The sequence below is a fragment of the Methanocorpusculum sp. genome (assembly GCF_030655665.1).
Classification (GTDB): Archaea; Halobacteriota; Methanomicrobia; order Methanomicrobiales; family Methanocorpusculaceae; genus Methanocorpusculum.
Map to the genome: position 1 here is coordinate 84828 of NZ_JAUSPQ010000006.1, position 14128 is coordinate 98955.

The window sequence follows — 14128 nt, forward strand, 5'->3', positions numbered from 1 at the left end:
GGCGTACTAAAGTAACAATCATTAAATATCATGAGTGATTCTGCAGAGTTCCACTGGAAACAAAGGGGTCTAAATAAATCCGGACTCGTTTCATGAAAATAAACGAGATGCCGATCCCAAATCACCTGCGCGAGGCGTATCTGAAAAATGGGATCGAGGAACTCTATCCTCCCCAGGCCGAGTGTGTAAATGCGGGTTTATTCGACCGGAAAAATATTTTAGCCGCCATTCCTACGGCTTCCGGAAAAACTCTCATCGCAGAGATGGCGATGCAGAAGGAAATTGCAGAGGGAGGAAAGTGTCTCTACATAGTCCCTCTCAAAGCCCTTGCTTCGGAAAAATACGAAGATTTCAGCGGCAAATCTGTGAAGGTCGGGATCGCGACCGGGGACCCGGACCAGCGCGACGAGTACCTTGGCCGGTACGACATCATCGTAGCAACATCTGAGAAGACCGATTCGCTGATCAGGAACAAAGCCGGGTGGCTGAAAAACATCACTCTTCTCGTCGTTGACGAGATCCACCTGATCGGCGACGATTCCCGGGGCGGGACCCTGGAGATGGTGATCGCGCAGCTGAGGTTCCAGAACCCGGAGATGCAGATCATCGGCCTGTCCGCCACGATGGGAAATCCGGAAAGCCTTGCAAAATGGCTGGATGCCGCCCTCATCACGAGCGAATGGCGACCGGTCGATCTCCGGGAGGGAGTCTATTATAACGGAGCGATCCATTTCCACGGAGCGGAACGGCTGCTCGAGACCCCGAAAAAGGATGACGATCTCAATCTCCTTCTGGATACGATAAATGAAGGCGGGCAGTGTCTCGTGTTCGTCTCATCACGGCGTTCTGCCGAGGCATACGCCAAACGGGCGGCGATAACGCTGAAAAGATCCTCGCCCGCGCTCGATGAACTTTCAAAACGCATCGCCAAAGCCGACACGACCGCGTCCGGAAAAAATCTCGCCCTTGCGGTAAAATCCGGAGCGGCGTTCCACCACGCAGGCCTCCCACGTGAAGCGAGAGGGGCCGTCGAAGAAGGATTTAGAAACGGAGACATCCTCTGCATCTCATCGACCCCGACGCTTGCCGCAGGACTGAACCTGCCTGCACGGCGGGTGATCATCCGGGATTATCAGAGGTATGAACGGGGAGTCGGCATGAACCCTATCCCGGTCCTCGAATACCGTCAGATGGCGGGACGGGCCGGCAGACCGCGACTCGATCCGTACGGCGAGGCAGTCCTCATCGCCAAAGAAAAACATGACGTTGACCGGCTGTTCGAAGAGTTCATCGATGCCCCGGCAGAGGATATTTCTTCCCAGTGTCAGAAAGAGAACGAACTCAGAAGCCATCTCCTCGCACTCATCACCTCGGGTTTTGCACAGACCGGGGATGAGGTCAAAGGATTCATGGAAAAATCCTTTTATGCAAGCCAGAAGTCCGTTCACCGGCGTCTCGATAAAAACATCGAGAAGACGCTTGCATATCTGGAAAAGTCCGGGATGGTCGAGAAGGAGGGAGATGCGATCCACGGGACCCTCTTTGGAGCGCTGACGTCCCGGCTCTATCTCGATCCCGAATCCGCCATGATGATCAAAGACGGCCTTGCCGGGAAAAAGTTCACGGCTTTTGGGATGCTGCATCTTCTCTGCATGACCCCGGATATGTTCAGATTCTATCTGAAAGCCTCGGACGAGAAGTTCGTGGATAAGATCCTCAAGGAGAGAGGGGATGAACTCCTGCTCGAAGATATCTCCGAGGAGTTCTTTGCGGCGATCAAGACGGCGCTCGTTGCCGAGGAGTGGATCTCCGAGATCGGCGAGGACTCCATCTGCGAGCGGTTCGGCGTAGGCGCCGGCGATATCCATGCAGTGGTCGAAAACCTCAGATGGCTCATGCATGCGGCAGGCAGGATCTGTCATGAGTTCGCCTCCGGCTGTGATAACGAGATGCGGGATCTCGAACTCAGAGTTAGCCACGGAGTGAAAGAGGAGCTCCTCCCCTTGATCTCGCTCAAAGGCATCGGACGTGTTCGAGCCCGGAGACTCTTCGACCGGGGAATCACGAGCCCGGAGGGGCTCATGGCCGCAGAAGAGCATGAGGTCGTCTCGATCCTCGGAGCGACCATCGCGAAAAACGTTCTTGAACAAGCCGGCCGCAAATCAGCGAAAAAGATCCGGCCTGATACAGAAAGAGAAGAGACCGAAGAGATGCAGACCGAGAAAAAACCGCAGGCAACCCTGTTTGATTTTGGAGAGTGAACATGACGATGAAGATTTTTTCAGGAAAACTGGATGTTGAAAATGTTGCAGACACGCTGAAAAAGATAAACAGTATCGGCAAAGAGACTGGATCGGTGATCGTTCTTTTCGACGCAGCAAAGATCGCCGGAAAACCCCACATTGAGTCGGCTGTGATGCATGCGAAGAGGTCCTTTTCCGAAGGAAAAAATATCGCCCGTACCCTTTCGATGGAGATCCTGGTGTATGCTTCAGGGCAGAGACAGTGTTCTCTTGCACCGAGATTCGGACTGCAGAAAGGACAAAACCAGGTCTATGTTCTGATCCTTGACGGCGATGTCGAGAGAGCGGAAGAAGAGATCCGGGGACTCATCGAAGAATCAAATGAAGTGACGGCAACGAGAGAGACCCTCAAAAAGGAGTTTGACATCTCCGAAGAGGAGATCGGCGTTGTCGGCGAGGACCGGATCGGCGAACTTGTAATAGAACGTGTCGCGATGCTCGATGCATGGCGATAAACTTCCAAACGAAACGATTAACTCGGAATACGGTGTATTTCCATACAACCGATGAAAATACCGCGTATACTCCTTTTTTCTTTTCTCATTCTTCTGATACTTGCGGCAGGCATCGGTCTTGCCGTTGATCAAACCAGGTATCCGGAGATCCCGGTGAATCAGTCCGACACCTCGACGACCGTCGTTCATATAGAATTTCCCTTCATGGATGATGTCGTGGTGGGTGATATCACCCTCCGGCTCGCTCCCTACAACGGCGCAAAAATGGAGGGAGTGAAAGCAACACCGCTGTTCGGGTGTTCGCCGGAGAGATATTACTCCGCGATCGCCTATGACCCGGCACTGGATCAGATGTACAAAAAACTTTTCGGAATCTTCGATGCCTATGCAAAAGAGCATGCGCTGACAAGCGATGAGTACATCGAACTGCTGACAACCTATGTGCAGAACATTCCCTACAAAACATCCGGGGGAGAGATCAAATTCCCGATCGAGACAGTGATCGACGACTGGGGGGATTGTGACGACAAAAGTATTCTTCTCGCAGGTCTCCTTGACAAAAAGGGGTATGATGCCGGTGTGTTTCTCTTCAAGAAAGACAATCATATGGCAGCAGGCGTGAAAGGAGGATCTCAAACAGACTATGAAAACAGCGGATACAGTATCATCGAAACGACGAGATATGCATACATCGGAGAGATCCCTGAACTCCTGCACCAGGGATCCGATCACGGTGATTACTCGTTTTACCGGATCGGAAACGGAACAGAGGTCTATACAGCATCCTGGCAGGTCAGCACGATCCTGAACGTACGGGATACGGCATATGCAGCCCTGGAAATTCTGTATCAGGGGTTGAGCAGTCTGAGTGCGACGATAGAGGAGGAGAAGGCGAAACTCGCAAACCCGGAGTATGCATCGAATACGACGCTTCGCTCCGAGTATGATCTCCATCTAGATGAGTACGACGAGGGGATCAAAGCAGGAAATAAAATCCGTGCGACGCTGCATATGATCAATTCAGAACCCTACAACAGGGAAAAAGTGTATCAGACGATTCAGTCCATGAGAGAGGATCCGGGACCGGGAAAAGTTAACATATAAACAGAAACGATTAAAGCAAAACAGGGTCAATTTCCCTAGAACAGATGAGAATACTGAATAAAATACTCTTTTCCATCCTTATCCTTTGTATGATAAGTTCATCAGCTGTAAGTCTGACGGGTATCCAGAATGTCAGTCCAACGATTCCGGTGGACAAGGCCAACACCTCGACAACTGTTGTGCAAATCGAATTTCCTTTCAGAGAGAACGTGGTTAAGGGGGAGATCACCCTGAATCTTGCTCCGTACAACGGGGCAAAACAGGAGGGATCGAAATCGACACCGCTGTTTGGGTACTCGGCAGAGGAGTATTACTCTGCGATCGTGAATGACCCGGCACAGGATGAGATGTATGCAAAACTTCTCGGGGTTTTTGACGGGTATGCAAAGGACCATGATCTTACAAGCGATGAGTACGTCGAACTGCTGACGACCTATGTGCAGAACATTCCCTATAAAACGGTTGGGGCAGAGGTAAATTTCCCGATCGAGACCGTGATCGAAAATAAGGGAGATTGTGATGATAAAAGTGTTCTTCTGACAGGTCTCCTCGCAAAATCCGGCTATGCGGCAGGAGTCGTGGTTTTCAGTGAAGAAAACCATATGATGGCCGCAATCAAAGATGAGGCGACCGGAAATGTGATCAGCGAGTATATTTTGATCGAAACGACCAGGTACGCCTATATCGGTGAGAACTCCGCCGTTATCAGAAGCAGAAACAGGACACGCGTCAGAGAAGAGTCGGTCATTCTTGTTGGAGGAGGGACGGCCGCTTATACGGTGTCCTGGCAGGTCGACACGATCCTGGAGCAGCGGGATCAGATCGTTCTTACGATCGACTCGCTGAGTCAGGAGATGAGAGTGTTGAAAAATGAGATAATGAATCAGGAGACCCAGCTCAGCCAGGCATATGATCCGGTGGTATATGAAAAATATGAGACAAACCTCACAAGCTATAACGAGTACATGGCAACCTGTTATGCATACATCGATGAACTGGAGATAATCAACACCGGATCCTACAGCAGGGAGGAAACCTATCAGATGGTTGCTTCCATGATGTGATCGTCCATGACATATCCTTCCCCGATTTCTGTCACGACGTCACGGACTTTGATGAATCCCAGATGTTCATACACGGCGATGGAGGTGTGATTTCCTTTGTTCACCGTCAGCCGGATTTTTGTGAGTCCTTCTTTTCTGCAGATCTCTTTGAGAACTGCAACTGTTTGCGAGGTAAAATGCCTGCCGCGGTAGGATTTTTCCACATAGATCTTTGAAAGAAAGAGCGATTTTTCCATCGGCTGTGAAAGGATGGCTGTATATCCAACAGAAATACCATCGCACTTCATCAGATAATACCTGTATCCCTGCCGGATCTGCTCGGTGATCGCAGGAGCCGACTGGAATTTTTCTATCATATAGGAAACCTGTGCGGAGCCGATCAGCGAGGTGTAGTGTTCAGTCCAGATGGTTTCTGCAAGCTCGGCAACTTCCTGAATCTGCTCAGCGGTTTGAACTGGTGTAAGCAACAGGGGTGGGTCACTGATTTGCATGGGTCAGAATATGGACGATTTCCGGGATGATGATCTCTTCAGCTGCCAGTTTGACCGCTTTGGGGGAACCTGGGATGCAGAAGATCGCACGGCCGTTATTGATACCGGCAGCAGCGCGGGAAAGGATAACCGAATTTCCAACCTGGGCATAACTTTTCTGACGGAAGAGTTCGCCGAATCCGTCCATCGTTTTTATGAAGAGTGGGGACACGGCTTCGATCGTGCAATCATCATGTGTAAGACCTGTACCCCCGTTCACGACGATACAGTTGGCAGAACCAAGCGCTCCCATAACAGCTGATCTGATTTCGCCAATGTCATCTTTAACGATTATCAGTGAGATAACAGGGATCCCTGCGTTTTCGAATGTTTCCTGGATGATCTTTCCAGAGAGATCGGTTTTTTCCGTGCGGGTCGTTGAGACAGTGATCACAGCTGCCTTAACTGAAATATCTTCCCGGTGTTCCCTTGACATGAAGGAAATGTATGAGTTCAAAGATAATAGGTTATTCTCCTTCTTAGTCAATAATTTTCATGAGAGAAAAGCAATTGGATTAAATGAGATATTGTGGGTATTTTTTATTGTTTATAGAATATTTACAAAAGAAGTCCCCCACCCCTTTGTTGCGAGTGGAAGTATTATTTTTGTATTGCTGAAAAACACGTTTTTCATTTACGTATTTTTGTAATCATAAGTGATTTCATTTTTATCTATATAAAGATTTTCTTTTGTAAATATGGAAAAAGAAAAATTGAAAAACTAAAAAACAAAAATTAAAAAAAATGTATGAACTAAAAAAACCAGAGAATATATAGACATAAATGAAATTTTGATCTCTCAGAGCCCTAAAGTATATAAAGTATTTAAAGAAAAAGAAAAAAAATACGACCCATCCTCCCCCACCCCAAAAAAATTTCCACTCGCAACAAAGGGGTGGGGGCGTCAATACGGTCGTACATTTGTCGAATTGAAAATCTGCCATCGAAACAACTGGTTATCACAATATCTCCATTGGAAATCCCCCACACCCTCCACTCGCAGTAGTGGTACATTATCAGGAAAAAAAACATAATACTTCTATAAGGAAATAATTACGATGGATGGCGAACCCTACAAATCTACTGGCCTCTTCAAAAAATATATCAGTCCTAATAAAATTTTTCAGAACCGTGAGGTTTTACGACACAGTTACAGTCCAAAAGAACTTCCTCACCGGACAAATCAGATCGATTCCATCGCAGAGATCCTTGCCCCGGCTCTTCAGGGAGCAACTCCCTCGAACATTCTTATCTACGGAAAAACCGGAACAGGTAAGACCGCGACGGTCAAATTCGTCGGGGCTGAGCTCGAAAATGAGAGTTCGGAGTTTTCACCATGCAGACTTGTCCATCTCAACTGCGAAACCATCGATACCCAGTACCGGGTCCTTGCCCAGATTGCGAATCATGTCAGCGGGCATGATCTGAAAGCAAGTGATCGGGTCAAAAACACCATTCCGGCAACCGGATGGCATACCGATCAGGTGTACTCGGAACTCAAAAATGTTCTCGAGCAGGCAGGAGGCCTTCAAATCATCGTTCTGGACGAGATCGACAAACTCGTCAAAAAAAGTGGTGACGATACCCTCTACAATCTAACGCGCATCAATAGTGACCTGTTTTCGTCGCGTGTCTGCATCATCGGCATCTCAAACGACCTCACCTTCAAGGATTTTCTTGATCCGCGTGTTCTTTCCTCCCTCTCGGAAGAAGAGCTGGTTTTCCCACCCTACAACGCAGATCAGCTCCGCGACATCCTTCATCAGCGTGCCGAGATGGCATTCTTCCCGGACGTTGTTTCCGATGAAGTAATCGGCCTTTGCGCAGCACGCGCAGCTCAGGAACACGGCGATGCACGCCGGGCTCTTGATCTGCTTCGTGTGTCCGGTGAACTTGCCGAACGTGAAGGCGCCGAGCAGGTCATGGTAAAGCATGTCAATGGAGCGCAGGAAAATATCGAAACCGATACGATGAGTGAATGCGTCAAAACGCTTCCTGCACAGAGCAAGATCGTATTGTGTTCCATGCTTCTTATGGCCGCTTCCGGTCAGAAAGTATTCACGAGCGGTTCGGTCATCAATGTGTACCGTGAAGTCGCCGCAGAACTTGACACCGAAGCGTTAAGTCATCGCCGCGTCTCCGATCTTATCAACGAACTCAACATGCTCGGGATCATTACGACCCGTGTTGTTTCCCACGGCAGGCACGGCCGGACGACAGAAATTTATTTTAAGAGTCCGACCAATGAGATACGTACTGTGATCATGAATGATTCACGGTTTCAGGAATGCAGCATTCTGCACCCTCTAGTAAAAAGTCGTGAAAAAGGTGAGTAAACATGGATGAAAAAGACACCATAATCCTAAAGGAACTCCGAAAGAACAGCAGGATCTCTGAAAGCGATCTTGCTGTCATGCTGGAGTTGACCGAGAGCGATGTGACTAAAAGGATTACCAGTCTCATGCAGGCAGGTATTCTCCGCCGGTGTACGGCAGTCATCGATTACTCGGCATTAGGTGTCGATGACATTTCGGTCATTCTCTCTCTCAAAGTGACTCCGGAAAAAGGTCTGGGATATGATGGTATTGCAGAGAAACTTGCTCATTTCCCTCAGGTCGAGAGTATCAGACTCCTTACCGGCAGTTACGATTTTCAGGTCACCATAACCGGACAGTCAATGGCTGAGATATCCCGGTTCGTTGCCGAACAGATCGCGTCGATCGATGGTATTAGGGAAACGATGACCCAAATCGTGATGCGGACGTATAAGGAACAGGGAGTGGAGATGGCCCGTCCGGGAATCCGTGACAGGCAGCTGATTTCGTTCTAAGCTGGGTCTATCATGCGAAATTTTGTATCAAAAATAGCTGCTGAGATCCCTCCTTCAGGTATCAGAAAGTTTTTCGATCTCGTCCTCACGATGGATAACGATAAGGTTATCAGTCTGGGTGTCGGGGAACCGGACTTTGATACCCCTTGGAATGTATCCAAAGCTGCTATCACATCTATAGAGAAAGGCATGACCATGTACACCTCGAATCGTGGTCTGCCTGATCTCTGTTCAGCTCTTTCCAAAGATCTGGAAAAAAGATATAATACCCCCTACTCCCCAAACGAGATCATCGTAACGACCGGTGTATCGGAAGGTTTCGATATTGCCGTAAGGGCGGTAGTGAATCCCGGCGATGAGGTCATCGTTGTTGATCCCTGTTTTGTCTCATACAAATCCGAAGTACTGATGGCGGGAGGAAAACCCGTCTCTCTTCCCTGCGATGCGAAGGACCAGTTCAAAGTCACCCCTGATGCGCTGATGGAGAAGATCACGCCGAACAGCAAAACACTGATCATCAACTTCCCGAACAATCCTACCGGAGGTGTAATGGGCAGAGACGATCTGAAAGCGATCGCCGATATCATCATCGATCATGATCTTCTGCTGATCTCGGATGAGGTCTATTCGGAATTGACCTATGAAGGCTCTCATGTATCAGCAGCATCGATCGACGGTCTTTGGGACCGGACGATCACGCTGAATGGTTTTTCCAAGGCATATGCGATGACGGGATGGAGGCTTGGGTATCTTTGTGCACCGAAGGAGATCTGTGATGCCGCACTCAAGATCCACCAGTATGTGATGATGTCGGCACCGACTGCCTCCCAGTTTGCTGCGATCGAAGCACTCAAAAACGCCGAGGATTCAAAGAATGAGATGGTTGCCGAGTACAGGATCAGAAGAAACCTGTTCGTGAAAGGTCTCAATGATATCGGTCTCCCCTGTCATCTTCCCAAAGGAGCGTTTTATGCGTTCCCCTCGATTGAAGGTACCGGGCTTTCCGACGAAGAGTTTGCTGAACGCCTCCTGACAGAGCAGCAGGTCGCCGTCGTTCCGGGCAGTGCATTCGGCGAAAGCGGTGTTGGTCACATCCGTACCTGTTACGCGGTGGATCGTACAAAACTTACCGAGGCTGTGCGCAGAATCGGGGTCTTTGTCGAATCACTTTCGTGAACTATAATAACCCCTTTATTTCGAGTGGAAAGTTAATTTAACCCGCATCATTTTTTTATGGATAAACGCGAGATCGTCACTAGGTTTGCCGATGCCGGATTTCTGGTAAACCACCAGGTTGTCAATTATATCAGTGAATGCGGAGGATCGGGCGTTATCGAAGGGATCATCGCTTCCCTCCCACAGGGAATAACGGTCGTCACGCCAAAGGAGGTGCCTGCAATGATCCCTCTCAGGACCGACAAACTCAATGTCGGCGTCAGCAGGACCCCCGAGATCCTTTTTGGGCGGGCAGGAAGTTCGGTCCCCCTCCCGGATCCGGAATCCTCATATGCGATGTTTCGCGACCGGTATGATTCGCTGGCTGCCATGATGCGCGGACGGGTCGGTCCTATCCCGATCGAAGCTCTCGTCAGGACCGGTAATCGGTTTATGGATCAGCAGATCGGTCTCGTGGGTATGGTGACAACGATCTCGACCAGTGCCAAGGGTCATCGGATCGTTGAGGTGGAAGATTCGACCGGTACTATCAAAGTACTTTTCAATAAAAACCGCGATGGATTCGCCGAGGCTGAGGCGATAATTCCGGATGAGGTCATCGGCGTCAAAGGTCAGCTTGCAAAGGACAGTATGGGAAAGACTCAGATGGTTTTTTCCGACACGCTGTATCGGCCGGATATCCCGCTGACGAATACTATTTCTCCGTCAAAAGAACCGGGTAAGGCTGTGTTCATCTCCGATATTCATGTCGGCAGTAATACGTTTCTGCCTGATGCCTGGGAGAAGTTCTCGGCATGGATGCAGACACGCGAAGATATAGGATATATGCTTATTGCCGGGGATGTGGTGGACGGTATTGGTATCTATCCCGATCAGGACAAGGAATTGGATATCAAGACCATTTATGAACAGTATGACCATGTCGGCGAACTTATGGCTGCTTTGCCGGACAGACTGAAAATCGTAATTTCGCCCGGCAACCACGATGCGGTCAGGGGAGCTGAACCCCAGCCGGCTCTTCCTGAAGAGTTTCGCGGGAATTTTCCGGCTAACGTCACCTTCGTTGAAAATCCTGCCCTCGTCAATATCCAGTCGGTCAACGTACTTATGTACCATGGAAGAAGCATTGACGATCTGATCAAGTTCATTCCGGGTGCATCCTATACGAAACCCGGCGAGATCATGGAGGCCATGCTCAAACGCCGGCATCTGGGTCCGATCTACGGGCAGAGGACCCCTCTGCTCTCCACCGATAAAGATGCCCTTGTCATTCGCGACGTGCCGGATATCATTCACACCGGGCATGTCCATATCAGTGATGTCATCTCTTATCGGGGTGTTCTTGGGATAAATGCCGGGACCTGGCAGTCACAGACCTCATTCCAGAAACAGATGAACATCACCCCGACCCCTGCCGAGGCGTTTGTCGTGGATCTTTCTACACTTGCCTATGAGAAATTCTGCTTTCTTTAACTGAATTTACCCCTCTCTCTCTTAGTTCGGGTAAGGGATTAGTATTATTAGCTCCTTCACCCATTAATATAAGGAGAAACCAACCAAATTTTATGGAGGTTTTCTATACCTATGGATTTGATCTATCTCGCTCCAATATGTGCCGTTTTAGGCCTTCTCTTTGCCCTCTACTCCTTCTCTATCGTGAAGAAAGAGCCGGCAGGCGATGAGAAGATGCAGAAGATCGCTGCAGCCATTCACCTTGGCGCAATGGTCTTTCTGAATCGTCAGTATCGTGCAATCGGAGCTTTTGTTATCGTTATTGCAATCATTCTCGCAATCCTCATTTCCCCGTGGGCCGCACTTTGTTATGTCATCGGTGCAACCCTCTCGGCAACTGCAGGATATATCGGAATGCACAGCGCAACAAAAGCAAACGTAAGAACAACCAATGCAGCAAAACGCGGAATCGCAGATGCTGTTAAAGTCTCCTTTGCAAGCGGCTCGGTCATGGGTATGTCCGTAGTCGGACTTGGTCTTCTTGGCCTGTCCATTGTGTTTATCATCCTTGTTATGATCAACGGTGGATTTGACAGTGCTGTTGGTGTCAGCCTTGTTGTTTCCATTCTTGCCTCATTCGGTTTTGGTGCCTCCTCAGTCGCACTCTTTGCCCGTGTCGGCGGCGGTATCTTTACCAAAGCCGCAGATGTCGGAGCCGACCTTGTCGGTAAAGTCGAAGCAGGCATCCCTGAAGATGATCCAAGAAACCCCGCAGTCATTGCAGACAACGTTGGTGACAACGTTGGTGATGTTGCAGGTATGGGTGCCGACCTTTTCGAATCTTATGTTGGTTCGATCATCGCATCCATGGCTCTCGGAGTTGCAGGTGCAGCATTTGCATCCAAGCTCTTTGGCGAAACCATCGCCCCGTTAAACTTAATTCTCCTCCCAATGCTCATTGCAGCATTCGGTATTATTGCCGCAGCATTCGGTACTCTGTGTGTTCGTACAAAGAAGAACGAGAGTTCCGCAATCCACAAGGCATTTAATATCGGTCTTATTGTTGCAATCATCATCTCCATCATCTCAACCTACTGTGTAACAAGTTTCCTTTTATACGGTCAGTTTGGTATGGGATTCATGTTTGCAGCCCCTCTCGGTATGGGTATCTGGTATGCAACCATCTCAGGTCTCTTTGCAGGTTTCTTGATCGGTATTATCACGGAGTATTACACTTCGTTCGATTACAAGCCGACATTAGGCATTGCAAAATCCTGTCAGACCGGTGCAGCCACTAATATCATCAGCGGATTTGCAAAAGGTATGGAGTCGACCTTATGGCCGGTTCTCATCATCTCAGTTGCGATCTTCATTGCTTACGAGTTTGCCGGCATGTACGGTATCGGTATTGCAGCTGTTGGTATGTTATCCACGCTTGGTATCTCACTTGCTGTTGATGCATATGGTCCGGTCGCGGACAATGCAGGCGGTATCGCCGAGATGTCCCACCAGGACCACTCTGTTCGTGAAATCACCGATACACTTGATGCAGTCGGTAACACGACCGCAGCAATCGGTAAAGGATTTGCAATCGGCTCAGCCGCTCTTACAGGTCTCGCCCTTTTCAGCGCCTACGCACTTGCCGTTGGTATTGATACGATTGATATCCTGAACACCAGAGTGTTCATCGGTCTCCTCATCGGTGGTATGCTTCCGTTCCTCTTCTCTGCTCTTACCATGACAGCAGTCGGTGATGCAGCACAGCAGATCGTCGTTGAAGTCCGCCGCCAGTTCAAAGAGATCAAAGGCCTGATGGAAGGTACCGCAGAGCCGGACTACACATCAGCTGTCTCGATCGCTACGAAAGCAGCAATCAGAAAGATGATTCTTCCGGGTCTTCTTGCAATCGTTGCGCCTCTCGCAGTCGGTTTCATCCTCGGTCCGTTAGCTCTTGGCGGTCTCCTTGTTGGAGCCCTTGTTTGCGGTTTCCTCCTTGCAGTCACTATGGCAAATGCCGGTGGATCATGGGACAACGCAAAGAAGTATATCGAACTCGGTAACTTCGGTGGAAAAGGTTCTGACGCTCACAAAGCAGCAGTTGTTGGTGACACTGTTGGTGACCCGTTCAAAGACACATCCGGACCTTCGATCAACATTCTGATCAAACTTATGTCAATGATCTCACTGGTATTCGTACCGGTTCTTCTGTTGATGTAAGACTGGATCAGAAAAATTTCCAACAACTTTTTTTTGGCAGGAAGTTCGTTCTTTTTTCATATGCGCTGACTGAATCCGTATCGGAACTATCAGCTGTTTTGGTTTGATCAGACCTCTCACGGGCGTTATGAAAAACAGGAATTTTGTGCTATAATCTCTATCAACTAAAAACAACGTCTCGTATCATTTTTCTAAGAAGGAAGAAAAGAGTAGGTTATCTATTAACCTCATAAAGAGTATTGGGTGTCGATTGACTGTGGTGTGTCAATTAATCCTGGCGGGTATATGTTTGAAATAATAAAGCTGGTAACAATTGCCTTTTTGTTTTAACGAATTCCGCTCATAAGTATCCTCCAATTTTTTCCGAGAGAGTAAACGTGTTTTTCATCGTCTTTCAATGGTAATGGAACACAATGTTCCACTCTCTCTATTGGGTATTTGGTTTGTATAAATCAGGGCCGGAAATATTTCGTATGTGGGATTTTTGCCGAAAAAAGTTTTGGTGAATGGATGCTTTCCGAAAAATCACGCGGATATTTTCACTCGTGGATCATCACGAGCATCATTTTAAATCGTGACAGGGGATGGACCGCATGCGGGATCTTTGCCGGCATTATCAGCATATCTCCCTCCTTAACAATATGGGATACCCCGCCGATCGGGATCTCCGCCTCTCCTTCAAGAACGATCACGAGAGCATCGTAAGGAGCAGAGTGTTCGGAAAGTCCTTCGCCTTTTTCAAAAGCGAAGGCCGTAACAGTACCTGATTTTTTATTGATGACCATCCGGGAGACGATTGAGCCCTGCTGATAATCGGTGAGACTCTTCAAGGGCAGAGGCGTTCCGATCAGATCTTTGATCTCTTTCATGATTTCTTATCGGTGTCCCAATCATATAAACTCTCCATCCTCAGTTTTATGGTAGATGCCCGACACGCTCTTTGATGTTTGAAGAGGAAAAATCGTTTGAAATGATTACGTGTTTTTGACGAAAAGGT

12 protein-coding genes are annotated in these 14128 nt (G+C 48.7%); 9 read left to right on the plus strand and 3 right to left on the minus strand.

Annotated elements, in window-relative coordinates:
- The first annotated feature begins 92 nt into the window (after nucleotides 1-92).
- Genes Q7J08_RS03715 through Q7J08_RS03730 form a run of 4 tightly spaced genes read left to right on the plus strand, consistent with a single transcriptional unit; the run spans nucleotide 93 to nucleotide 4926 of the window.
- Entirely contained in the window at nucleotides 93-2261 is a 2169-nt protein-coding gene (locus Q7J08_RS03715; RefSeq protein ID WP_304910347.1) for an ATP-dependent DNA helicase, read from the plus strand.
- A 2-nt stretch (nucleotides 2262-2263) separates the two neighbouring features.
- Nucleotides 2264-2758, plus strand: coding sequence for a KEOPS complex subunit Cgi121 (cgi121, locus tag Q7J08_RS03720; RefSeq protein WP_304910348.1), 495 nt, complete (start codon nucleotides 2264-2266; stop codon nucleotides 2756-2758).
- A 51-nt stretch (nucleotides 2759-2809) separates the two neighbouring features.
- A complete protein-coding gene (locus Q7J08_RS03725) occupies nucleotides 2810-3862 on the plus strand; it encodes a hypothetical protein (RefSeq protein WP_304910349.1) in 1053 nt (350 codons plus the stop codon).
- Nucleotides 3863-3906: 44 nt separating this feature from the next.
- Nucleotides 3907-4926 carry a hypothetical protein gene (locus Q7J08_RS03730; RefSeq protein ID WP_304910350.1) on the plus strand — a complete coding sequence of 340 codons (1020 nt, stop codon included), beginning with the start codon at nucleotides 3907-3909 and terminating at the stop codon, nucleotides 4924-4926.
- On the opposite strand, the gene Q7J08_RS03735 is transcribed toward Q7J08_RS03730, so the two are convergent.
- Together Q7J08_RS03735 and Q7J08_RS03740 are read right to left on the minus strand one after the other, a co-directional pair.
- Nucleotides 4902-5417, minus strand: coding sequence for a GNAT family N-acetyltransferase (locus tag Q7J08_RS03735; RefSeq protein ID WP_304910351.1), 516 nt, complete (start codon nucleotides 5415-5417; stop codon nucleotides 4902-4904). The genes Q7J08_RS03730 and Q7J08_RS03735 overlap by 25 nt on opposite strands.
- On the minus strand, nucleotides 5404-5892 hold the full coding sequence (locus tag Q7J08_RS03740; RefSeq protein WP_304910352.1) for a molybdenum cofactor biosynthesis protein B: 489 nt from the start codon (nucleotides 5890-5892) through the stop codon (nucleotides 5404-5406). Before Q7J08_RS03740 ends, Q7J08_RS03735 begins: the two co-directional genes overlap by 14 nt.
- A 622-nt stretch (nucleotides 5893-6514) precedes the next feature.
- Between Q7J08_RS03740 and Q7J08_RS03745 the strand changes: the two genes are divergently transcribed.
- The 5 genes from Q7J08_RS03745 (at nucleotide 6515) to Q7J08_RS03765 (ending at nucleotide 13131) form a co-directional block, all read left to right on the plus strand.
- Entirely contained in the window at nucleotides 6515-7792 is a 1278-nt protein-coding gene (locus tag Q7J08_RS03745; protein WP_304910353.1) for an ORC1-type DNA replication protein, read from the plus strand.
- A 2-nt stretch (nucleotides 7793-7794) separates the two neighbouring features.
- Entirely contained in the window at nucleotides 7795-8286 is a 492-nt protein-coding gene (locus Q7J08_RS03750) for an Lrp/AsnC family transcriptional regulator (RefSeq protein WP_304910354.1), read from the plus strand.
- Nucleotides 8287-8298: 12 nt separating this feature from the next.
- The gene (locus Q7J08_RS03755; RefSeq protein ID WP_304910355.1) at nucleotides 8299-9462 is read left to right on the plus strand and encodes an aminotransferase class I/II-fold pyridoxal phosphate-dependent enzyme; all 1164 of its coding nucleotides are present in this window, start codon (nucleotides 8299-8301) and stop codon (nucleotides 9460-9462) included.
- A gap of 57 nt (nucleotides 9463-9519) precedes the next feature.
- Nucleotides 9520-10935 (plus strand): DNA-directed DNA polymerase II small subunit, encoded by a 1416-nt coding sequence (locus tag Q7J08_RS03760; RefSeq protein ID WP_304910356.1) that lies wholly within the window; start codon nucleotides 9520-9522, stop codon nucleotides 10933-10935.
- Nucleotides 10936-11046: 111 nt separating this feature from the next.
- Nucleotides 11047-13131, plus strand: coding sequence for a sodium-translocating pyrophosphatase (locus Q7J08_RS03765; protein WP_304910357.1), 2085 nt, complete (start codon nucleotides 11047-11049; stop codon nucleotides 13129-13131).
- Between the two features lie 539 nt (nucleotides 13132-13670).
- Here Q7J08_RS03765 and Q7J08_RS03770 read toward each other — a convergent pair.
- Nucleotides 13671-14000 carry a cupin domain-containing protein gene (locus Q7J08_RS03770; protein ID WP_304910358.1) on the minus strand — a complete coding sequence of 110 codons (330 nt, stop codon included), beginning with the start codon at nucleotides 13998-14000 and terminating at the stop codon, nucleotides 13671-13673.
- Nucleotides 14001-14128 lie beyond the last annotated feature (128 nt).

What these genes read in the sequence shown, in the direction of transcription:
- Q7J08_RS03715 (WP_304910347.1), top strand. Translation starts at nt 93, where the DNA reads ATGAAAATAAACGAGATGCCGATCCCAAATCACCTGCGCGAGGCGTAT.
- cgi121 (WP_304910348.1), top strand. Translation starts at nt 2,264, where the DNA reads ATGACGATGAAGATTTTTTCAGGAAAACTGGATGTTGAAAATGTTGCA.
- Q7J08_RS03725 (WP_304910349.1), top strand. Translation starts at nt 2,810, where the DNA reads ATGAAAATACCGCGTATACTCCTTTTTTCTTTTCTCATTCTTCTGATA.
- Q7J08_RS03730 (WP_304910350.1), top strand. Translation starts at nt 3,907, where the DNA reads ATGAGAATACTGAATAAAATACTCTTTTCCATCCTTATCCTTTGTATG.
- Q7J08_RS03735 (WP_304910351.1), bottom strand. Translation starts at nt 5,417, where the DNA reads ATGCAAATCAGTGACCCACCCCTGTTGCTTACACCAGTTCAAACCGCT.
- Q7J08_RS03740 (WP_304910352.1), bottom strand. Translation starts at nt 5,892, where the DNA reads ATGTCAAGGGAACACCGGGAAGATATTTCAGTTAAGGCAGCTGTGATC.
- Q7J08_RS03745 (WP_304910353.1), top strand. Translation starts at nt 6,515, where the DNA reads ATGGATGGCGAACCCTACAAATCTACTGGCCTCTTCAAAAAATATATC.
- Q7J08_RS03750 (WP_304910354.1), top strand. Translation starts at nt 7,795, where the DNA reads ATGGATGAAAAAGACACCATAATCCTAAAGGAACTCCGAAAGAACAGC.
- Q7J08_RS03755 (WP_304910355.1), top strand. Translation starts at nt 8,299, where the DNA reads ATGCGAAATTTTGTATCAAAAATAGCTGCTGAGATCCCTCCTTCAGGT.
- Q7J08_RS03760 (WP_304910356.1), top strand. Translation starts at nt 9,520, where the DNA reads ATGGATAAACGCGAGATCGTCACTAGGTTTGCCGATGCCGGATTTCTG.
- Q7J08_RS03765 (WP_304910357.1), top strand. Translation starts at nt 11,047, where the DNA reads ATGGATTTGATCTATCTCGCTCCAATATGTGCCGTTTTAGGCCTTCTC.
- Q7J08_RS03770 (WP_304910358.1), bottom strand. Translation starts at nt 14,000, where the DNA reads ATGAAAGAGATCAAAGATCTGATCGGAACGCCTCTGCCCTTGAAGAGT.